This window comes from Pseudooceanicola sp. NS-SX8 (assembly GCF_057380755.1).
Window position 1 is genome coordinate 1 of record NZ_JBXXRX010000003.1, and the last position, 21,670, is coordinate 21,670.

Genomic DNA, 21,670 nt, shown 5'->3' on the forward strand with positions numbered 1-21,670 from the left:
AAGTCCAACCCCCAGGCGTATCAATTGAGTACACCCATGGGATACGTTTCAATGTGTGATCTCCGGCGTTATCTGGCGCACTTCTTTCAGCACTAAGTGGCACCGATTACCAGCGTGGAACGTGCCGCCTCGACGACATCGTCAGTAACCAGCGAGAGCTCGTTGATCCTAAGGATGCGCTCGATCTGGACAAAGAGGCGATGCAGAAGCCGGAAGTTGCCGCCGGTGATGCGGGCGATGGATGCGATCGCTTGGTGATCGGTGAAATCGGCGGCGTCCAGTTGCAGGCCGAGTTTCCGCCAGTGGCGGGTGAGGACGAAGGTCAGCTCATCTCCCTTCAGCGGACGATAGTGGTGGGCAAAGCCGATCCGGCTGTAGAACTGCGGATAGCGTTCCAGTTTCCGTTCCAGGCCGAGCATTCCGATCAGGATCACGCCGATACCGGTCCGGTCGAAAATATCGCGTACATGCTCAAGGCTTTGCGTCGAAAGGCGTTCGGCTTCATCGACTATCAGCATTTCCATGCGGCCTTGGCTATGGCCTTCCGGAATGACCATACCCGGGTTGAGCGCCAGATCGATACAACCTTCTGCGCGGGCTATAAGACGGCGTAAATCTTCACGAACCTCTCGAACCGGGCCGCCAACTGTCGGTGTATAGAAAACTGCGCGTGACTTTGCCAATGCCTCATAGGCGATGACGTCCGATGCGTCGCGTGGCCCCCACTCCGTCAGGAGCGGTTCGGCCTTGTCCCACCGGGCGAAACGCCGCGCCGACATCGTTTTTCCGACACCGGCCGGGCCGAAGCAGATTCCGATATACCGGTGTTTCTGTACAGCGCCTGCGAACTCGACAAAGCGGCGATGTTCTTTCGTGGCGATGAATGTACCATTGCGCTGTCCCATCATCGTCAATCATCCGACCGATAGGTTCGGAGTTTCGACTTGCGTTGCGGTCGAGGCGTGATCTCGGTTTTCCTACGGGCTGTCGCCTCCGGAAAATATTCCGCGACGATGCTGACCCGCTCATTGATCTGTTGCCGCAGGGCGCGCTTCTGCGCCGCACGGGCTGACTGTATATCTTTCAGCGTGATCGTCTCATGGGCATGTTTCGGGCTGATGGCGCGACACAGGAAGCGGTTCTTATGGAAGACACGGATCTCACCGAGGTCGCGCGGGTCGTAGCGAATCGTGACGCTTTCGCCGACATAAGGAGCAAGGATCGGGCTCATAAAACGCAGCCCTTGAAAATGCACACCGTCGCGGCGCACGAGTCGAGGCTTTGCGACCATGACGAGCAGCAGGTCGAGGTCGTCGATACTGTCGGGCATTTGAGGAAGCCAGCCGTCCGCGCACCACGACGTCAGCGGCGACAGCCCCGTCTCGCGATGAGGGCGGGCATTGTAGGTATCCTTAATCCACGCGCCGATGACAGCATCGAGATCGGCCAGCGACAGCTTCGGTGGTGTTGCTGGTTTCCCGTTCACTATATTACCGGACAGGTCCGGAAGTAGCTCGGTGTTTAAAGTGCCGAAGAACCGTTCGATTTTCCCGCGGCCCTGCGGGCGCGCTACGGCGGAATGGATGATCTGGAACCGCAGGCTGGCCGCTGCCTGTTCGAGATGTTCGGACGTGAAATCGCTTCCGTGATCGACATAGAGACTTTCTGGGATGCCGCATATCGGCCAGTCCGGGGTTTGCTTGCGCCAGATGGCCTGTCGAAGTGCAAGAGACGTTTGCAGAGCCGATGGTGCGCCAAGAAAAACCAAGTATCCAGCGATTGCACGGGAGTGGTCGTCCATAATCGCGGTCAGCCACGGGCGCGCTGCTTTTCCGTTCGCGTCAATAATCCATATATCCAGCATCGTGTGATCCGCTTGCCAAAGCGTATTCGGTGCGCTTGCCCTGTGTCGATGGATCAGCTCAAATCGGTCTCGATAGGCTGACGCCCCATCCTGCGCCAGCGCGATCACCGCAGGATCGAGCGCCTGCACGATGGAATGAACGGTGCCATAGGATGGGACCGGCCAATCCCTGCTCTTCGCAATCGCTTTGGCGCGTCGACAGATCGCGGCACAGGACAGCCTCGGCTTGCGAAGTGCCAGCCCCTCGATCAAAGCGATCAAGGCCGTGGGCAGTTTGCGAGTACCGTAATCAGATCGCTTCCTTACCTTTAGGCCGTCCAGACCTTCCAGCCTATAGCGCGACAGCCAGCGTTGCGCCGTCCGGATTGGCACATCAGCCGCGCGGGCCGCTGCGGCCAGAGAAACGCCTTCTTCCAGATGAGGCCGCAGAGCGGCGAACCGGCGCATCGCTTCATCCATTCTGCTTCTCCGATCTGTCCGAAAGGGGAACGCTGAGCGGACGCCGTACTACCTCCGGGCCTCACCCAATATTCAAGGGGAAATCGATTCTCATTTAACTGGTACGGTGATAGTATCATTGAACGGGCCTTTTCCGTTACAATTCTGTATGGCCCCAATATAATATTTCTCAAAGGACGCCCGCATGTCTGAAACTCGCATTGGATACGCCCGATGCTCGACCGACAAACAGGACCTTGCCGCACAGACGGCATCCCTCCTAAATCTCGGCGTAGTTGCGGACCGCATCTATACTGACCATGGCTTGACTGGGACGAACCGCGAGCGGCCAGGACTAGCGCAGGCCTTGGCGGCCGTGAGAGCCGGCGACACGCTGGTGGTTCCGAAACTAGACCGGCTGGCACGGTCAGTTCCGGATGCTCGGTCTATCGCAGATGAGTTGGCAAAGCGCGGGGTGAGGCTTGCCTTGGGAGCGTCGGTCTATGATCCGCACGATCCGATGGGAAAGATGTTCTTCAACATTCTCGCCACCTTCGCCGAATTCGAGGCCGATTTGATCCGCATGCGCACCAAAGAGGGCATGGCTGTTGCCCGCGCCAAGGGGAAGCTGAAAGGCAAGAAGCCCAAGCTGTCGGATCGCCGCCAGACAGAGCTGCGACGCATGTATGACACGGGCGACTACTCCATCAGCGATCTGGCAGAACTGTTCGACGTTTCGCGACCAACGGTCTATCGCGTTCTACAACGGACGCCGAGCGCTGAAGTATTCATCGAAGCGTGATAGTTGACCTTCGCCGCGCCCTACATGAACTAACGCTGTGCGGACCTTCCGGACATTCAGCGATCAGCCGGTACAAATGCAGTATGACGATGAAGTGGCTCCCAACCGCAGAAAACTGGGAGCTGCGCCGTGGCGCAACTCCCGGAAGGGGTTGTTCGAGACCGCCCCAGAAAGGGGAGCCTAACCCCACCATTCGGTGCGTAGAAATCCGTCCACTAGCTAATCTGTTCTGCTGCAGGGCCAAAGAATTCATAGTGGATACGCGCAGCCGGAACATTGGCAGCCTGAAGACCGCCGACTATGGCTTTCATAAAACCGACTGGACCGCAAACGAAGTAGTCCGTGGAGCCCGTATCACTAATACCGGCCAGCCAGCTTACGTCAATCTGACCAGGGCGGACACCCGCGTTCAGATCCGCATCTGTGGGTTGCTCATAAAAGACGTAACTTTCGGTCGCTCCGAGGCTCAGCGCGTTCCGCATTGCATGGCGCTCGCGATCGCGGGCCGCGTGCACGGACACGATACGTCGATTTCCCCCACCATAACTTTCCAACATCGACACCATAGGCGTAAGACCGACGCCGCCGGAGAGAAGAACAACATCATGCTTACCGGCAGGATCGAGAAAGAATTCGCCCGCAGGAGCGGAGACGTCAATTTCGTATCCGACGCCCACGCTGTCGTGAAGCCAGTTGGAAATCCGGCCTCCTGGCTCACGCTTAACGGTAATACGGTAGGTCTTGCCATTTGGAGCGGAGGAAATCGAATAGTTCCGACGAAACTCTTCTCCCTCTTCCGGGGCGAAGCGGAAACTCAAATACTGGCCGGGGCGATGGCGCAAAACGGATCCTCCGTCAACCGGGCGCAGGACGAAGGATGTAATCTCTGGGGTTTCCGGGGACTTCTCGATGACCTCAAAACGTCGCCATCCTCGCCACCCTCCTTCGGCCGCCGCTGAAACTGAGTAGATTTCCTCTTCCCGCTCGATCAGCGTATCCGCAAGGAACCAGTAGGCTTCGCCCCATGCCTCAAGGATAGCAGGAGTGGCAGCTTCTCCAAGAACCTCGGAGACAGCGCCTAGCAAAGCTTTGGCAACGTGGGGATAGTGTTCCGGCAAGATTTGTAGGCCCACGTGTTTCTGCGCAATACGTTCCAGCGCAGATACCAAGACGCCCGGGTTTCGGATGTGGGTGGCATAGGCAATTAGCGCTCCTGCCAGCGCCTTGTGCTGTGGAGAGTTCCCGTGCTGATGGGACATGTTGAAAAGCGCCCTGATTTCGGGGGCGGCAAGCAGCCGTTTGTACATGCTGGGCACGATCTGATCTGCGTGAGCAGCCACGACCGGCGCTGTTGCTTCGATGATTTCCAGAGTTGCCTCGGTGAGGGGCTTGGCCATGCCGTTCTCCTGCCTTATAGGTTCCGATCATTGGAATCTATAAGGCGTAATAAAATGATTCCAACTGACGGAATGTATTTAACAGTGCGTCATACTGTCGCATTTTTTTCGCGAAGACTCCGAGCGGAACGGAAAGGGCACAACTGATGAGGCTAAATGACACCACAGACCTGGCGCTACGAATTATGATCTATGCCGCGTCGGTCCATCCGCGGCGCTTCAACATTGATCAGATCGTGCAGACCTATGCTCTTCCGCGCAGTACAATCATGAAAGTAGTCAGTTCCCTGACCCAAGGAGCTCTGCTTTCCGCGCAGCGAGGACGTGGAGGCGGTTTATACCTCGCGCGTGAAGCCTCAGAAATCTCTGTCGGCGACATTATTCAACATATGGAAACGGATTTCGACCTGGTGGAATGCATGCGTACCGGTAACCGCTGCACGATTACCGAAAGCTGCAAACTGATCCCACCGTTAATCGCCGCGCGAAAGGCATTCATCGAAACGCTTGGCCGATATTCTGTTGCTGATGTCGCACTTGCTCCAAGCGATTTCGGTATGGATACAGCCTAGCTCAAGCCAAATCTGAGACGACGATGTCGGTGGTCAGGTCAGTGTGCTCTCTGGCACCAGCTGCTCCAGCGCTTGGTACCAGGCAGCGCCAACATTTCTTTCTAGAACGGATAGGTTCGAGCTTGCACATTCTGAAGTCATTAGGTCCCGCCGTTGCTCGCGTCTCGGGCATTGAAGCGTTTCGCGCAGGGCTGGGGGCATTGATTGGCCTCGGGCTGACCGGAATTTTTCTTCTTTCTCCCCAGATTGACATGGAACTGGGTCTCTACCTCGTTGCGCCTTTCGGGGCATCGTCAGTATTGCTGTTCGCCGTTCCCAACAGCCCGCTTGCACAGCCATGGTCGGCGATTGTCGGGAACACGGTTGCGGCGATTGTCGGCGTCGCCGTCTGTCTGACTGTTTCCGATCCAACCTTGCGGATTGCTTTGGCAGTGGGGCTCGCTATTACCGCAACCATTCTGTGTCGGGCAGTCCATCCTCCTGCGGGTGCGGTCGCTATGACTGCAGCCATGTCGCCCGACGCCGTCACGCATCTTGGCTTCTGGTTTGCTCTCACCCCAATTGCAATGGGCACATCGGCACTCGTAGTTCTAGCCGTCATCTATGCGCGCCTGACTGGACGTCACTACCCGTTCAGGCAGTTTGATGATCTCAGCAAGCACGGAACTGATGATCGTAACCCCACGGAACGCCTGGGACTGTCGGAGGACGAACTGACCAATATACTTGAGCGTTACAGCCAATCGTTCAACTTGGGCGTCGAAGACCTCGCACGGCTAATCGGTGCAGCAGAACTACAAGCCGCCGCGCATTCCTCAGGACCTTTGTCAGCTCAGGACATCATGTCCCGAAACCTCGTCACCGTCGGTCCGGGCACATCCCTCGGTGATATTGCCGACCTCTTCAGACAGCACCGGTTCACCTCTCTTCCAGTGATTGAAGCCGACAAGACATTCTTGGGGGTGATTTTTCAAATGCACCTCATCACTCAAGCCCGTAGTGACGCGATGCGCCTTGATAGAGGATACGGGGCAGCCCTGCGACGGCTGCTGGATCGCGAACGCGAAAAACCAATAGTGGCAGGGGACATTATGAGCGTGGCAGGGCCCCGAGCAACAACCAACACGCCGATTGGGGCTCTTCTGCCAATGATGGCAGACGGAGACACTGACGCCGTCCCCGTCATTGAGTACGGAAAAATCGTGGGCATCGTCACACGCACGGATTTGATCGCTGCTCTGGCGCGCAGCGCTGCACGCACTAACCAGTGATCAGTCAAGGCGGGAACGCTATCAAGAGACCAAGATACAGAAACAGGACCAGGTTCCCTCGGCTTTGCCTCGGCCTTTTGCGACGCCCGCCCTGCCCACAACCTGCTCGCTTCCCGTGGCGATATGGGCGCTGTCCAGCATCGCAGGATGCAAGGCGCGGCCCTAGGGGGCCACGCTGGACAGCGCGGGCTTTTTCTCGATTGAGATCCCCGGTTGCGGGACTCACGGCTGATCTGGAATGTGGCCCGGGGCCACACTTCGCGCCGTTGGCGCTGCGCGGCGGTCAGGCTGTCGAACGTCTAGCGAAAGCGACTCCAAGCTGCGGTTTTCTGAGTGTTGGCAGCGTGGCGTGGCAAGCAATCCCGACCCAACCGCCGAGCATTTCCGACCCGGACCGGACCTTGGACGCAGGGCAGGCGAAGGCTCAAAATGCGGAGTTTTCTGCCGTTCGTAGGAGCCATACAGTCGGAGTAGGATCGTGGACAACGGCTGTTACTAAGGCCGTCTCTGACAAACAGGAAGGATATTTTATGCGCTTTGTGTCAAGTATTGCGATAACTGTCGCATTAGCTTCGGCCGCACCGGCGGACGTCTCGTTTTCGCTCGGCTTTGATACCGAAGACATGGCGATACGCACGATAGAATACGAATGCGACGAAGGGCAACCGTTCGTCGTGCACTATTTCACTTCAGAATCCGACGTGCTGGCACTGGTGCCAGTGGATGAAGATCATCGTGTATTCGTCAACGTCGTCTCCGCCTCAGGTGCCCGTTACGTGTCTGGGCGGTACGAATGGTGGACAAAGGGTGAGAATGTCACGCTGACCGATACGATCAAGGAAGAGTCCCTGCTGCAATGCACCCCAAACAATGAGTGAAGCTAGGAGACAAAGTGGCGCGGCGGGCATCAATAACTGGCTTGGTCCCGGCGTACTCATCAACGCCAGGACGGTCATTACGTACAATGTCCGGGTTTCAATTAGCATCAGTTGGCGCCCTTCCGTTCCCCCTCACTCTTACACTCAACGAAATTTTTCACAATTTGAACCGCCCCGGCTTGCCCGGAGGGGCGTTTCGTTCAGCGCGGAAAGCTGAAATTGGGCTCGAAGCGGACTTTCGCCGTGCACAGCACGAGGGTTCTCTTCGCAGGTTTCAATACTATTTTGCGCCATTTAGCCCTGAAGAAAATGCGCCAAATATCGCGGAAGGTCACAAATGGGTGGCTCGAACGCAGGTGATACACTATAAGTGTCACAGCCACCCTAATGTGACAGAATGCCATGCCCCGCATCGGATATGCCCGCGTCAGCACTGCGAGCCAGGACCTTGAGATCCAAAGAGCCAAGCTGAAAGAAGCCGGGTGCGAGATCATTCGTGCTGAGACCGCGTCCGGCGCGTCGAGGGCAGGGCGGACAGAGCTGGAGACCATCCTCGAATTTCTGCGCACGGGGGACGAGTTGGTCGTCCATCGGCTTGACCGCCTCGGCCGGTCAACACGCGACGTCCTGAACCTGGCGCATGAGTTGGAAAGCAAAGGCGCTTCTCTGCGCATCTTAGACCCTGAAGTTACCACAGCTGGGCCAACTGGACGCATGGTGGTCACGGTTTTGGGCATGGTCGCCGATATGGAACTGCAGTTCATCCGCGACCGCCAGCGCGCGGGTATCGAGGCGGCAAAGGGCAGAGGTGTCTACAAGGGGCGCCGCAAGTCCATCAACACCTCTGAAGTCCGGCGGCTAGCAGCGTCAGGAATGCCGAAGGCCAAAATTGCTCGGGAGCTCGGAATTTCCAGAATGACCGTATACCGCGCACTTTCCACCAAACCTAATCGATCATGATCTCAGTATTCCACAATCCGCAGATCAACGGAGGCCAAGCAGAACGGCACATCCTTCTTGTGTACGATCTTGGAAAACCGCAAACCGTCCGAGACACCTGACAGGAAGAGTGCACGACCGCCGGCTCGCAGAATCTCCGAAGGCCGTCCTATCCTTGCGCAACTGATCACAAGCGCTTAACGAGAACATAGTAAGAACACTGCGTCGCGACGCACTAGGAAACACGCATGGAATTTGATTTTGAAACAGAGCTTTCGAGGCTCTCCAGGGAAGAGCTTGAGCGGCTAGCCAAAAGTATGATGACGAGCGGTGTTGCACTGAGCTTCCACGGCAAGCGCTCGGCTATGCAAATTTCCAAGAAGGTACGCCCACGCCAAACACGGCGGGAGACCAAGCTCCATGTTGGCTCTCCTGAGGCGCAGTCTAAAAACATGCTGATTGAGGGCGAAAACCTTCAAGCTATGGTGACGCTCTACAAATATCGCGGGCAGGTGGACCTTATCGTCACCGACCCGCCCTACAACACTGGGCAGTACTTTCGTTACAACGACCGCTGGGACAACGACCCGAACGACCCTGAACTCGGGACGATTGTGTCCAACGAAGATGGCTCGCGCCATACCAAATGGATCAAGGCCATGATGCCACGCCTTCAGATCATGAAGGCGATGCTCAAGCCCTCAGGGGTGCTTGCAATCTGCATCGACGACAACGAGCTTTTTCACTTGGGTATGATGCTGGATGAAGTCTTCGGGGAGAAGAACCGGCTAGGCATTATTAACTGGGAAAAGACTACATCCAAGAACCAAGCTGGGGGCGTGTCGGTAACAACGGAATACGTCTTGGTTTATGCCAAGGACCTAGATCTTGCGAAAACTGGAGAACTGGATCGCACTGAGAAATCGAACGCTCGTTTCAGAAATGTCGATAACGATGAGCTTGGAGAGTGGAAGCAGGGCGATCTTACCGGAAAAGGATATAGCGCTTCTGCGGATTATGCCATCCAGTCTCCCTTTACGGGAGAGTTCCACTACCCTGGAATACGCCACTGGGCAAATAACCGTAACCAGATGAAGTCTTGGCTGCAGGCTTGGGGCGTTGCCTACGAGACGGCAGATTTAGGAGACGAGCGTGGAAAAGCTCTGGTATTGAAGGGGTGGTCTAGGTGTAGAACGGACGCCCAGAAGAAAAAGCTCATCGACGTTGCGAGCAACAAAGCCAGTGTGCGACTTGAACAAGGCAACTGGCCAGTGCTGTATTGGGGTGTCGATGGCCTCCAAAAACCGGTGAAAAAAAACCACAAGCAACTGGTGAAGAAGGGAGCCGTTCCCAACACCTTCTGGATGGAGGATGGTGAACCGCCGCTGAAGCTGGATGCTGTGTCCTGGGCAAAGTCTCTCAGCGGCCGTTCTCGAGATGGTATCGAAGAGCTCGACGCTGTTGTGGGGCGGGGTCACGGATTTGACACCGTAAAACCGCTAAAGCTTATCAAGAAAGTCATCCAGATTTGGTGCCCTGATAACGGCCTCATTCTGGACCCTTATGCAGGCTCTGGAACAACTGGTCACGCGGTCCTTGAAATGAACCACGAGACGGGAGCGGACCGGAGGTTTATCCTCATAGAGCAGGGAGCTCCTGACAACGGCGACAAGTACGCGCGGACTCTCACTTGGCAACGCTTGCACAATGCCGCCACCGGCAAGAGGCCAAATGGGAAGAAGGCAACGCCTCTGGGCGGCGGGTTTGAATACCGCCTGCTTACCAAAACCATCGACGCCAAGACGGTGCTCACGATGCAGCGAGACGAGCTCATAGATGTCGTTCTCACTTCACACTGGGAGAACCACAAACGTTCGGCTCCAAGTTTGAAGCGCGTCGATGAGGAGAGCTATCAGTACTTAGTCGGTCTAGATCAGAACGGAGAAGGGTACTTCCTCATCTGGGACAATGGAGGGCCGGTTGGCTCCCTCAGTATCGACACCTACAGGAAGGTCGCCCTAGAAGCGAGGAAGGCAAGTATTGAGCCTCCTTTTCACGTTTACGCTCGCTACGAGATGTTCCAGTCTCCCAACGTTCGCTTCTGGAAAATTCCCGACAAGATTCTCGCGGATCTCGGCCTGAATGAGAACGACGAATACAATAACGAGGACGAGAGCATTTAATGGAGCTCATTGATTTCCAAGAACGGGCATCGAGTCAGATCGCCAAACGGTTTTTCGAATATTCTGCTAACCCCTTAATGGTCGATCGCACGACGACGATCCCTTTTCTTCAGACCCTGGTTGCGATCACCGGGAGCGGCAAGACACTCATGCTAGCAGATGCGGTTTCGCAGATGCGAAATGGACTCGGTATAGCCCCAGTTGTCTTGTGGATTTCGAAAGGAAGAGTGGTTGTCTCCCAGACCTTCGAGAACCTGTCCTCCGGCAAATATGCGGACAACCTTTCCGGTTTCAACGTCGTGCCCCTCCTAGAGGTCGCCCCCGACCACTTGTCGAGCGCCGACACTCCCGTTCTTTTGGTAGCGACAGTTGGCAAGTTTGCCGTTGAGGATAGTGCAAGCGAAGACCGCAAAGTATATCGGGCTCAGCTCGACCTTGCAGAAGAGTCTCTGTGGGATCAGCTGAAGAAGCGCCAAACCGAGAAGGGACTAAGGCGTCCGCTTATCATCGTATATGATGAAGGACACAACCTTTCGGACTTGCAATCTGAAAGGCTGCTGGAACTGTCCCCAGACGCGCTCATCGTCGCGAGCGCCACCCTTACCCTGCCGCCCCGCCTCAACAACGTCATGGGGCGCCTTCGCAATGACAAGGGCTGGAAGGACGAGGACTTTTCCACCTCAGTTGCGAGCCCAGAAGTCGTGCTCTCAGGGCTTGTGAAAGAGCGTATCTCTATCGACGGCTATATTACACCTCTCGAGCCGGCACTGGATAACCTGCTTGGTGATCTGAAGTTAGCGCAAGAAGTTGCGAAGGATCACAAGCTCCCCTTCACGCCAAAGGCTATCTACGTTTGTTCCACGAACACGGTCGATGGGATGTCCATTTCCGAGGACTTGAAGCGGCCTTTCAAGGAAAGGCAGGCTCGGCCAATTCTCATCTGGCGTCACCTCGTTGAAATCGCCAACATCAAGCCAGAAAAGATAGCAGTCTACTGCCAGCTCAAGTTCTCGAAGGACTCCCCCAAGCCTCCTGAGATGCACCTGTTTGACGGCGGCGAGAAGGACTACGCCCGTTTCACGGCAGGAGACTACGAACACGTCATCTTTAATCTCGGTCTTCAAGAAGGCTGGGATGATCCCGCTTGCTGCTTCGCTTACATTGACAAGGAAATGGCTTCAGCGCGGCAGATCACACAGGTAGTTGGCCGGGTGCTACGTCAGCCAGGGGCTGAGCACTACAACGACCCAATCCTGAATACCGCGCACTTCCACATCCGAACGGATGAGAAGGGGGTCTTTGACGATATTCTGAGTGATATACGAAAAGACTTGGCCTCTGAGCACCCCTCCATCGCGCTAGTGGTGAAGGATGAAAAATCGCGTGGAAAGCGCGACCGCATAGACCCGCAGCCGCCACGTACCATACCTACCGTTGGGATCGAAAGCAGCCGTGCCCGGGAACCAATCTCACTCATTGTCAAATCAATAATGGATTTCCGCTCGGACGCACAAAATACTGTGGGTCAGGGAAGCAGGATGCAGGTGCTCCAAAAGGTAGGAGAAGAATCCGACGCTCAGTTTGAGTGGGTCCCTGTAGAGCATTCAAACCGCGTCACGGCTCGCTCTGTCTTCCGGCGGGAGATTCAGCGGAGCTATCCTGGTGGTTTACGTAGGGCAGGAGGGCCAGTGAACCTCGTAGATATTGAGGAGCCCAAATTCGACGCGATGATTGAACTGAGCAGCCCTGCGGCCGATCACCTGCGGACCAAGGCGCAAGATGTGGTCTCTGCTTATATCCAGCACTCGGTCATTTTCCAAAATGATGTGGATCCCCCATACTCAGTTGGTCCGATAGCTATCGACCCGACCTCAAATGAAGAATTCAAACGCTCGCTGCATGGAAAGTACTCTGGCCTGAACACACTTGAGGTGAAATTTGCGAGAGCTCTCGACAGGACCCAGAGGGTCTGGGCGCGCAATCCAGTGGGAAGCGGGTACTCACTTCCTCTCCTACACGAAGGTAAGGCTTATTGGCCGGATTTTCTTGTATGGGTAGATAAGACTGTAATAGTTATTGATACTAAAGGGGACCATCTTCTTGTGGAAGCTTCTGCCTCAAAGCTCTTCGAAATTGACGGAGCTGAAGCAGGGAAACGTGTTCTACTTCGGCTCGTCTCCGAAGGGCATGTTGAAATCCTCAACGGTACCGTTCACAAGCGCTCCAAAACTGGATTTACAGTCTGGGCATGGCGCAACGGGCGGCTTCAGCCAACCCACTGTAATACGGAAAAGGAAGCTGTAGAGAACGCTCTTCGTCTTGATTAGGGTAATATTTCTCGGCGGCTAAAAATTATCCGTTTCATAACGCTAGCAATGGGGCTATCGCCAGATAGCCCTGAAAGATCTCATTTCATATAGAGCGTACTATGGATTTTTTTGGGTTCCCGTAATTCTTGGCCGATAGTCTAAGAATAGTTCTCCTGTGTCCTTCATCTCAACACTCGGAGGCGAAAATCCATCAGATTCTTGATCGCCGCGGCCAGGTTCCGTCGTTTCCAGCACATGCTGGTAGTCATAGGCAGCAGCTCGCGCATCATCCCTGATGCGGCCTGAGGTTTCGTTCAAACAGTTCAGGTAGTCCTCGACCTCGCTGAAGTAGCGTCGAAATTCCGACCGAACCTCTGCACCGGAAAACCCTGCATCGAGAAGGTGTGCAGCCTCTGGTCTGATGGGCTCGATACAAAGCTCTTGAGCGGCCGCAGGCACGACAAAGCCCCCCACGATGGCAGCGGCTAAGATCAGTAGCTTCACTGGCGCCTCCTGCTCCGCTCGTTCAGGCCGATCAGGCTTCCCATGATGTTCAGAGAGCCAGTCCGCTGCGCCCGCACCATCCCGCGCAGATAGGCACCGGCGGAAAGGATGGTAACCTCAGGATCTGCAACCTTCGCATCGGTGATCAGCACGCAAAGCATCGCTGCATCCTCATCCAGAAGGCCCACGGCTTCCTCCCAGGCAGATGGGTGGATGCCCAGCTCAGGCAGACGTTTCTGCGCGGCGATCACGAAGGAATGGAAGTCCAGTCTGCCCCGCTTCTGGCGCTCGATGTCGAGCCACATCTTCATCTCTTCGGAACAGAGGCCATATAGACGATCACTGCCGAGGTTCTGAATGAATTTGGACTTGTGCGCTTCGCTGGCCGCCCCATCCTGCTTTTCTAAGCAATGGACGCGGCCGTTAGGCTGCGACCTATCAGAAATCGTGTGCGTGGGCTTGTCCACGCTCCGCATATCGACAGGGTCGTTACAGATTACTTCGTTAGAATCTTGAGTTGTATCTTGTATATGAGAGCGCTCGTTTTCGAGCGGTCGATCATGCGTTTCATAGAGCAAAGTAGACGCGGAAATCGTCAGCGCTTCGGCTTCGGCCTCATGGCTCTGAAGCTCTTCGAGCGACATACGGTGAAGCGCCTGGCCTGACGGCCACTCCGTAAAGGTCTGATGGATGCGCTCGACCTCTGCTGTCAGCCCATGCCGCTCGACCAGCTCGCACAGAATGCCTTTCAGGTGCCGCTTGTGCGAACTGCGCTGCCCTCGCAGACGGGCATGAGCCCTGCGATCTGCCTCGATCTCGTCGCGCAGGGACAGGAACTCGTCGACGCGCGCGATCGCCACGCCGAAGAAGACGCCGCAACCGGAAAAGCCGGACCGCGCCCCATTCGCCATCGTCCGCTTCTCGATGAGCCCTGCGCGGACAAGAGCCGCCTCATGCTCTCGGATGCGGCAAGCCGTGACACCACGTTTGTGCGCGATCTCGTTCTGGCTGAGATAGCAGCACGGTTCGTCCGGGCCGCGCTTGAACGCGCTCGGCCTGGTCGACGCAATCATGGTGCGAAAGGTCATCATCGCCGCAGCACCGATGCCAAGACTGGAAGCAACCGCATCGACAAGCGCGACAAAGCCGTCGCGCTCCATGCCGCGTGGAAGCGTTGGTTTGACGGCCTCACGCCGTCGGACAGGCAAAGCCTGGGATACATGCATCTGTTCGATCCTCGTTCGTGTGAAGCGAGGCGGCGGCAGGCAAACTTCTACTGGTCGCACAAATGCGTTTTTGACTTGCCTGCAATGTGGGGAAGCTGGTAGAACCGATCTTGACTAGAGACGTTTTCGGGCTTGCCGGCCCTAGGTCCTACAGCCCCCCGTGGAAGGTTGCCGCCTTCGCGGGGGCTTTAATTTTTGGGGTTCCTTACTGCTCCTTTCCTCGTCACGACTCTCTCGGTCGCATTATTGTGTCATTAGGCATACAGGGTTTCGTTTGAGGCCGCAATTCTGGTAGTCCACCGCCAGCGCCGCCACTATGATTAGTAATCCACCTGTTCATAGCCATATTTCCCTTGGTAATCGGTCCAGTCGATGAAGACGGACCGCTGATAGAGGCTCGGACAACTCTCCCCCCAACCGGCAAGACCTTCGAAAGCATCCGGCAATGATGCGACCGAACTGCCGGACCAGCTAAAGTCGCCCTGCACGCCATAGGTGCCGACACGGACCTTCTCGCTCCGGCGACAGTCACCATTGTCACCACCGCTTTCACGCTGACGGGCATACTCGACGTTGTAGACGCGGATGGAGCGGACGAAGTCATACTCGGACCCGCTGATGTCGACATCCGCCACGCCGTTGTCATCGGCATAGTCCGCGATCAGGGACAGAATCTCATCCTTCTTAGTCGTCGGCACAGGCAGCCCCTCCAGGACGGCCGAGAATGGCTGCGGTGTCGAAGGCATCGGCGTGCTCGAAGCTTCACGCAAAAGCGGCAGAGGGCTCTGGCCCTGAGGCGGGCGGTAGGACACGCCCAAGGGACAGTTCCAGATCTGCAAGGGAGGCTCCACCGGCCAAGGCGTGATCCTGCTGATGAAGACGGATCGCGCTTCGTTGCATTCGGTGCTGCCGGGCCAGCCTCCCGCCAGACAAATCAGGATCGCGCAGTCGATCTGATAGGCTTGCGCAGCCGGAGGAGCCGCCAAAGTGAGACCCGCACAGGTCAAGGCAGTCGCGGCGGCGCGCCGCATCGCATGTCCATCTAGGATCAAGGCCTCTGCCTCCTTCGCATCTTTGATCGGCATGTCCCCGCCGGTGTCCCGCTCGCACGATGGTCACAGCGGGGTGATCATCCTATAGCGGAGCCTGTCATGAATAGCGCCAAAGCACCAAATTTGACGCCAAACTTCCAGAACAAGCGCAGTTTGTCAAATACGCTAAGTACATGTTTGGCGCTTTTCATCACTATAGGCGATTTTTAGTTGTTAAGCGCTTTTTTCAAAAAAGGGCTTTAAAGTTGAAAAAAGTCGTGATTCAAGGATACGCAGCACCTGTCCAGAAATTCCCAACGACAGGTGTCAGCCAATGTGGAACCCACGCGTGATTACGACTGATGCAGTGCAAAACTTCCTTGAGAAGGGTGGCAAGCTCGACTACCGCCCGATTCACACCCCAAAAGGATGGAACTGGGAGCTCTGGGCTGTTCAGTCGAACGGCGCGGCCAGCCCGGTTATTTCCTCGAAGACTGGCGAAGCCCGCGTCTTCAAGTCTTCCGATGCGCTGGTCAGCTTCCACATGCGCATCTTCCCTGACGCCGAAGGCGTTTGGGTGCCTGCCCCGAAATCCGGACAAGACGAAGACACCGAGTGATCGCCTCGGCGCCCTGCGCTGGCTGATCCTCCGACCGCTCTGCGGTTCCCTCCTCTCCCTCTCGATCCTTTCAGCATTCACCGTCGGCTCACCGCGCCTCGCGCAGGCTGAGCCCATGAATGCCACCGCGTTCCGGGCCGTCGCCGAAAACTGCGCGCCCGGTGTCGCCCCCTCCATCATGGAAAAGCTCGTGGCCGCCGAGAGTGGCTTCAACCCGTTCGCCATCGGCGTGAACGGTCCGGATCGCGCGTCCTATGCGCCGCGCTCCGCCAATGAGGCAGCGCAAATCGCTGCCCGCCTGATCGCAGAAGGCAAGTCCATCGACATGGGCCTCGGACAGATCAACAGCGCCAACCTATCCTGGCTCGAGCTGACGCCCGCCACCGTGTTCGATGCCTGCCGCAACCTGACGGCTGCGGAAACCGTGCTGCGCGACGGCTATGACCGGGCGCGCGATGCCGGAGCAGACCGGACGCAGGCCCTGCACCAGGCGCTTTCCTCCTACAACACCGGCTCTTTCACGCGTGGTTTCCACAACGGCTATGTGGCCCGCGTGCTGGGAGAGGGGTCCGTGACCGCCCCCTCGATAGAAAAGCGGTCACCCTCCCTGAGCGACGACAAGGACAGCGCGAAACGATGGGACGTGTTCGGCGCGGCCACCGGATCGAACGCCTTGGTTTTCCAATAGAAGGACGCAACCATGAAGACCTTTCTGACCCGCCACCGGAGCATCGGCGCCCCGATGTTCCTGGCTGCGGTCCTGACCGCAGCGGCGCAGCCCGCCGCTGCGGCAGGCTTCACCGACTTCCTGAATAACATCCTCGACGAGTTCGAAAGCGCCAAGCAGCCCATTGCCCTGATCGCGCTCATGTTCATCGGCGCAGGGTGGCTCTTCAACTTCGTCGATCTGCGCCGTGCCGCTTGGGCCGTTGGCGGCGTCGTCCTGATCTACGCCTCCTCCGAGGTGCTGAGCATGATCACCGGCTGACCGGCAGGGAGGGCACCACATGGAAAAGGTGAAGATGAACGAGGACGTGCTGTTCCTCGCCCTCACGCGCCCGGCGATGATCTTCGGCATCCCCGTTGAAGCCTTCGCCATGTGCTGCGGCATCGGCGGGCTGGCGATGATCGCCGCAGACTCGATCTTCTACCTGCCCATTGCGATCCCCCTGCTCGGCGTCTCTCGCCTGATCGTCGAGCGCGATCAGAACGCTTTCCAAATCCTGTTTCGCTGGCTGGACACAAATGCCCGGTGCCGGAACCGGAGCCTCTGGGGGGGATCATCGACATCCCCCCTGCGTCTCCGCCGCCTCTACAAGATCGAGGAGATCGACTGATGGGCCTGCTCGACAAGATCAAGACGGAGAACACGGCAGACCGCTACCTTCCCTTTATCCGCCATTCGGACGCGCACACGATCATCACGCGCAACCGGGGTGCCTTCCAGATGCTGAAGCTTGAGGGCGTCTCCTTCCGCACGGCGGATACCCAGCTCATCAACACGCTGCACAACCAGCTCAGCCACGCGCTGCGCAACATCGCTGACGACACCGTCATGGCCTATGTCCATGTGGTCCGGGCCACCGATGACGACTATCCGTCTGGCACCTATGTCACCGAGCTCGCCCGCTGGATCGACGAAAGCTATCGCAGCCGCATCGAGGCAAAGCGCCTGTTCCGGAACGATCTGTATCTGACTGTCTACATGCAGCCCCGCAGCCTGCCCGGCGGACGGTTGGCAAAGGGCGTCCGTCGCGCCCGCACCAGCCAGATCGAGGTGGACCAGGATCTTCTGGACGATCTCGACGACAAGACCACGCAGCTGACCCGCAGCCTCAGCCGCTTTCGACCCCGGAAGCTCTCGATCATCAGGGACCACCGCGACCTGCTGATCTCCGAGCCTGCCAGTGTCCTGAAGCAATTGATCTCTGGCCGGTATGAGCCGGTCCCGCTGGTTCACGGGACCATCGGCAGTGCGATCTACACCGACCGGGTGATCTTCGGGCGGGAGGCGCTGGAAATCCGCCATGCCGCCGCCAGCACCTATGGCGCGATGTTCGGCATCAAGGAATACCACGCCCGCACGCGCCCGAACATGTTCGACAATCTGCTGACTGCCCCGTTCCGTTTCGTCCTGACGCAATCCTTCCGCTGCACGGCCAAGAACGAGGCCATGCGCCAGATGACCCTCAAGGAAGGGCGGCTGCGCAACGCGAATGACCCCGCCGTGTCCCAGGCGGACGGGCTGCGCGACGCCCGCGACGATCTGATGTCGGGCGAGTTCGTGATGGGCGAGCATAACCTGTCCCTGACCGTCCTGACCGAGGATGCCAAAGAGCTGAAAGCCCGCGCGGCCGATGCGCATAACCTGTTGTCGGAATCCGGGGCTGTCGTCGCCCGCGAAGACATGGGGCTTGAGCCGCAATTCTGGGCGCAGCTTCCCGGCAACCACGCGCACCGGGCGCGGGTCGCGATGGTGACCAGCCGCAACTACACGGCCATGTCGCCGCTGCACAATTACCCGACCGGCCACCGGCACGGCAACGAATGGGGCGATGCGGTCAGCAAGCTCCAGACCAGCGCCGGAAGCCCCTTCTACTTCAATTTCCATGTCGGTGATCTCGGCCACACCTTCATCTGCGGCCCCTCCGGCTCCGGCAAGACGGTGGTGCAGACCTTCCTGCTGTCACAGCTGGAAAAGTTCGGGGCCAAGCGCGTGCTCTTCGACAAAGATTACGGGGCCGAGATCTTCGTCCGCGCCTCGGGCGGCTCCTATCTCGATTTTCAATCCGGTCGCCCGACCGGCTGCGCCCCGTTCATGGCAATCGACCTTGATGCGGACGGCCAAGCCTTCATGGTCGACCTGGTCAAATCCATGCTGGGCGGCGAGCGCGCCACCTTCTCGGCTGAGGACATCCGGCGGATCGAGATGGCCGTCGCGAGCCTGTCCAACCTGCCGCGCACTGGCCGCACCGTCTCCGCCCTGCGCGAGCTACTGGGGTTCGGCGGCGGTGCGGAAGACATCGGCAACCGGCTGGATCGCTGGCTGAGCAACGAACGCCTCGGCTGGGTCTTCGACAATTCCGAAGACACCATCGCCTTCGACGCCGACCTCGTGGGCTTCGACATCACGGCCTTCCTCGACGATCCGGAAATCCGCAACCCGATCATGATGTACCTCATGCGCCGGGTTGAAAACCTGATCACCGGCCAGCGCATCGCGATCTTCATCGACGAGTTCTGGAAGGCCCTGTCCGATCCCTACTTCTCGGACTTCGTGAAGAACAAGCTGAAGGTCATCCGCAAGCAGAACGGCATCATCGTGGCCGGAACGCAGTCGGCCTCCGACGTGGTGAATAGCCCCATTGCCCGCACGATCATCGAGCAATGCGCCAGCCAAATCTTCTTCGGCTCCGACCGCGCCAACCGCAAGGATCTGGTCGACGAGTTCGGCCTGTCCGAACGCGAGTTCCAAATCGTGCGCGACGAGCTACCCCTCGGCCACTTCCTGATCAAGCAGGCGCAGAACTCGGTGGTCTGCGACCTCGACCTGTCGGGCCTCGATGACGTTCTGACCGTCCTGTCGGGCCGCACTGCCACCAACGCCATCATGCACGCGCTGATGCAGGACCACCCGGCCCCGAAAGACTGGCTCCCCCGCCTGTTCCAGAAAAGGAAGGACCTCCGATGACAAGGCTTCTCGTGTCAGCCGCTGCGCTGGCGATCTCCCTCTCGACTGCGGCTCATGCCCAAGGCGTGCCCGTGGTCGACACCGCGGCTATCGCCAACGCCAAGGCCGAGTTCGTCAAGGAAATCGCCCAGATGGTCGAAGAGCTAGAACAGGCCAAGGCGCTCTATGCCTCGATCAACGGCCTGACCGACATGGACTCCATCGTCAGCGCGCTGAACTCGCCCGATGTCCGCGAACTTCTTGGTGCGGATGCCATGCAGATCGCCAGCGACTTCGACATTGATCTCGATGACTTGGGCGATCTGGCGGGCAAGGCGCAGGACGCAGCCGACTTCTCCGCGCTGGATGGCGCCAATATCGACGCCGATGATTTCTACCAGAGCGAACTGGACCGCATCCGCAACCAGTCGGCCCGCGATACCGCTGTCGGGGATCGGATCGTGTCGCTCTCCGATGACCGGCTGGCAGGGCTTGAACAACTGCGCAGCAAGATCGGCACCGTCTCCACCCAGAAGGAGGTGGACGCGCTGAACGCCCGGATCGCGGTGGAACAGGCCATGCTCCAGAACGACACCAACCGCATTCAGGGCCTCGCCATGCTCCAGCAGGCCCAGGCGAAAGTCGAAGAACAGCGCCAGACCGAAGTCGCCGCACAGCGCCGTGCCAAGGAAAGCGCGGCCTTCACCAGCATCTACGGCGACGACAGCTTCTGAGGAGACACCATGCACCTGCCCCTTCCCCTGATCATCACCCTTGCGGCTTCTGCGTTTCTCGCGGGCTGCAAGGAAGAGGCCGAGAACCACACGGTCGACTACTTCACCGCCAATCCCGCCGAGCGGGCCGCGATGCTGGAAACCTGCGAGGTGGCCGACCGCGCGATGGATGACGCCAACTGCGTGAACGCCCGCAAGGCTGCCCAGAAAACCCAGACGCAGAAGGACCGTGAAGGTTCGGACCGTCTCTTCGGAGACCCGTCCTTCAACTGATCATCGCCGCCACCCGGAAAGGGCCGTCCCATGCTGCAAGCGCTCTACGACAATTTTGCTGACAGTCTCACCGACAAGATGAACGACATCAGCAGCACCATCTCTTCCGAGCTGACTGCACCGCTGACGGCGGCCCTGACGATCTACCTGTTTCTCTATGGCTGGGCGATCATCCGTGGCTCCATCCACGAACCACTGATGGATTTCACCCTGCGCGGCGTGAAGCTGGCGATCATCTGGACCCTGGTGTCCAGCGCTGGCGATTACTCGTCCTGGGTCGGAGACACGATCCTCAACGGCATCCCCGATTTCGTGGAAACGCTGACCGGCGGCTCGACCGACCTGCCCTCCGATCCCGTCATGGCGATGGCGGGCCGGATCAGCGCCGAGGTGCAGGATCAGTACGGCTCGGGCATCGCGGGCTCGATCTATGGCTATGTCCTGTCGATCGTCGTGATCATCGCCGCCGTGCCCTTTGCCGCGATTGCCTTCGTGATCAGCCTTCTTGTCCATTTCGGTCTGGCGCTCATGGCGGCCATAGGCCCGCTCTTCGTCGCCTTCGCCCTTTTCGATGTCACGCGCGGCTGGTTCTTCGCCTGGCTGGGTCAGGCCCTGAATTTCGCCCTTCTGAAGCTTCTGGTCATCGTCCTCATGCTGGTGGTGACCTCCTTCATCGGCGACGTCTATTCGAGCTTCAGCATCGAGGACGGCGCGGCGGCAGTCTCTGCATTCCTCGTCGCAATGGCCTGCGGCACGATCTTCTTCTTCCTGCTTCCCTCCATCGCGGCGGCGCTGAGCGCCGGGGCCGGTGCCTCGACCGGCGCCGCGCAGCGCTTCGTGGAGCGGAAGCTTCTGGGAAATGCGGCACCCCGGCAGGGAGGCAGCACGCCCCCTTCCGGTGGCTCCGCGACACGACAGAGCTGAGGCGGACAAATCCACCTCCTCCACGATTAGACTCCA

General features: G+C 58.1%; 21 protein-coding genes. 15 read left to right on the forward strand and 6 right to left on the reverse strand.

Annotated elements, in window-relative coordinates:
* Nucleotides 1-92: 92 nt before the first annotated feature.
* Entirely contained in the window at nt 93-905 is an 813-nt protein-coding gene (locus AC2IR1_RS22915; RefSeq protein ID WP_486476565.1) for an AAA family ATPase, read from the reverse strand.
* A gap of 5 nt (nt 906-910) precedes the next feature.
* Complete coding sequence (locus tag AC2IR1_RS22920; protein ID WP_486476545.1) at nt 911-2,323, reverse strand: Mu transposase C-terminal domain-containing protein; 1,413 nt, start codon at nt 2,321-2,323, stop codon at nt 911-913.
* A 184-nt stretch (nt 2,324-2,507) separates the two neighbouring features.
* Here AC2IR1_RS22920 and AC2IR1_RS22925 point away from each other — a divergent pair, with 184 nt between their 5' ends.
* Nucleotides 2,508-3,104, forward strand: a complete 597-nt coding sequence (locus AC2IR1_RS22925; RefSeq protein ID WP_486476546.1) for a recombinase family protein — start codon at nt 2,508-2,510, stop codon at nt 3,102-3,104.
* A gap of 215 nt (nt 3,105-3,319) precedes the next feature.
* Here the strand turns inward: AC2IR1_RS22925 and hmpA are convergent, their stop codons facing one another.
* Entirely contained in the window at nt 3,320-4,501 is a 1,182-nt protein-coding gene (hmpA, locus tag AC2IR1_RS22930; protein WP_339110164.1) for an NO-inducible flavohemoprotein, read from the reverse strand.
* A 146-nt stretch (nt 4,502-4,647) separates the two neighbouring features.
* Between hmpA and AC2IR1_RS22935 the strand changes: the two genes are divergently transcribed.
* The 6 genes from AC2IR1_RS22935 to AC2IR1_RS22960 all read left to right on the forward strand — a co-directional run bounded on the left by AC2IR1_RS22935 (nt 4,648) and on the right by AC2IR1_RS22960 (nt 12,671).
* Nucleotides 4,648-5,073, forward strand: coding sequence for an RrF2 family transcriptional regulator (locus tag AC2IR1_RS22935; RefSeq protein ID WP_406721746.1), 426 nt, complete (start codon nt 4,648-4,650; stop codon nt 5,071-5,073).
* A 122-nt stretch (nt 5,074-5,195) separates the two neighbouring features.
* Entirely contained in the window at nt 5,196-6,344 is a 1,149-nt protein-coding gene (locus AC2IR1_RS22940) for an HPP family protein (protein WP_330628095.1), read from the forward strand.
* Nucleotides 6,345-6,874: 530 nt separating this feature from the next.
* Nucleotides 6,875-7,222 (forward strand): MliC family protein, encoded by a 348-nt coding sequence (locus tag AC2IR1_RS22945; protein ID WP_486476547.1) that lies wholly within the window; start codon nt 6,875-6,877, stop codon nt 7,220-7,222.
* Between the two features lie 402 nt (nt 7,223-7,624).
* The gene (locus tag AC2IR1_RS22950) at nt 7,625-8,182 is read left to right on the forward strand and encodes a recombinase family protein (RefSeq protein ID WP_486476548.1); all 558 of its coding nucleotides are present in this window, start codon (nt 7,625-7,627) and stop codon (nt 8,180-8,182) included.
* Between the two features lie 227 nt (nt 8,183-8,409).
* Nucleotides 8,410-10,344 carry a site-specific DNA-methyltransferase gene (locus AC2IR1_RS22955; protein ID WP_486476549.1) on the forward strand — a complete coding sequence of 645 codons (1,935 nt, stop codon included), beginning with the start codon at nt 8,410-8,412 and terminating at the stop codon, nt 10,342-10,344.
* Nucleotides 10,344-12,671, forward strand: coding sequence for a DEAD/DEAH box helicase (locus AC2IR1_RS22960; RefSeq protein ID WP_486476550.1), 2,328 nt, complete (start codon nt 10,344-10,346; stop codon nt 12,669-12,671). The genes AC2IR1_RS22955 and AC2IR1_RS22960 overlap by 1 nt, the downstream gene beginning before the upstream one ends.
* Before the next feature lie 99 nt (nt 12,672-12,770).
* On the opposite strand, the gene AC2IR1_RS22965 is transcribed toward AC2IR1_RS22960, so the two are convergent.
* From AC2IR1_RS22965 to AC2IR1_RS22975, 3 genes are all read right to left on the reverse strand, one after another.
* Nucleotides 12,771-13,157, reverse strand: a complete 387-nt coding sequence (locus tag AC2IR1_RS22965; RefSeq protein WP_486476551.1) for a hypothetical protein — start codon at nt 13,155-13,157, stop codon at nt 12,771-12,773.
* Nucleotides 13,154-14,383, reverse strand: coding sequence for a replication initiation protein RepC (repC, locus tag AC2IR1_RS22970; RefSeq protein ID WP_486476552.1), 1,230 nt, complete (start codon nt 14,381-14,383; stop codon nt 13,154-13,156). The genes AC2IR1_RS22965 and repC overlap by 4 nt, the downstream gene beginning before the upstream one ends.
* Nucleotides 14,384-14,703: 320 nt before the next feature.
* Complete coding sequence (locus AC2IR1_RS22975; RefSeq protein ID WP_486476553.1) at nt 14,704-15,468, reverse strand: hypothetical protein; 765 nt, start codon at nt 15,466-15,468, stop codon at nt 14,704-14,706.
* A gap of 295 nt (nt 15,469-15,763) precedes the next feature.
* Here AC2IR1_RS22975 and AC2IR1_RS22980 point away from each other — a divergent pair, with 295 nt between their 5' ends.
* The 8 genes from AC2IR1_RS22980 to AC2IR1_RS23015 all read left to right on the forward strand — a co-directional run bounded on the left by AC2IR1_RS22980 (nt 15,764) and on the right by AC2IR1_RS23015 (nt 21,634).
* Complete coding sequence (locus tag AC2IR1_RS22980; RefSeq protein ID WP_211785601.1) at nt 15,764-16,033, forward strand: hypothetical protein; 270 nt, start codon at nt 15,764-15,766, stop codon at nt 16,031-16,033.
* Between the two features lie 115 nt (nt 16,034-16,148).
* Nucleotides 16,149-16,721, forward strand: coding sequence for a lytic transglycosylase domain-containing protein (locus AC2IR1_RS22985; RefSeq protein ID WP_486476554.1), 573 nt, complete (start codon nt 16,149-16,151; stop codon nt 16,719-16,721).
* A 12-nt stretch (nt 16,722-16,733) separates the two neighbouring features.
* Nucleotides 16,734-17,021, forward strand: coding sequence for a TrbC/VirB2 family protein (locus AC2IR1_RS22990; protein ID WP_088664335.1), 288 nt, complete (start codon nt 16,734-16,736; stop codon nt 17,019-17,021).
* A 19-nt stretch (nt 17,022-17,040) separates the two neighbouring features.
* Nucleotides 17,041-17,370, forward strand: coding sequence for a VirB3 family type IV secretion system protein (locus AC2IR1_RS22995; protein ID WP_066013902.1), 330 nt, complete (start codon nt 17,041-17,043; stop codon nt 17,368-17,370).
* Nucleotides 17,370-19,724: a VirB4 family type IV secretion/conjugal transfer ATPase gene (locus AC2IR1_RS23000; protein WP_486476555.1), complete on the forward strand. Its 2,355-nt coding sequence runs from the start codon at nt 17,370-17,372 to the stop codon at nt 19,722-19,724. Before AC2IR1_RS22995 ends, AC2IR1_RS23000 begins: the two co-directional genes overlap by 1 nt.
* Nucleotides 19,721-20,437 (forward strand): type IV secretion system protein, encoded by a 717-nt coding sequence (locus AC2IR1_RS23005; RefSeq protein ID WP_486476556.1) that lies wholly within the window; start codon nt 19,721-19,723, stop codon nt 20,435-20,437. The genes AC2IR1_RS23000 and AC2IR1_RS23005 overlap by 4 nt, the downstream gene beginning before the upstream one ends.
* A 9-nt stretch (nt 20,438-20,446) precedes the next feature.
* Nucleotides 20,447-20,710, forward strand: a complete 264-nt coding sequence (locus AC2IR1_RS23010; protein ID WP_486476557.1) for an EexN family lipoprotein — start codon at nt 20,447-20,449, stop codon at nt 20,708-20,710.
* A 30-nt stretch (nt 20,711-20,740) separates the two neighbouring features.
* Nucleotides 20,741-21,634: a TrbL/VirB6 family protein gene (locus AC2IR1_RS23015; RefSeq protein ID WP_107978587.1), complete on the forward strand. Its 894-nt coding sequence runs from the start codon at nt 20,741-20,743 to the stop codon at nt 21,632-21,634.
* Nucleotides 21,635-21,670: the final 36 nt, after the last annotated feature.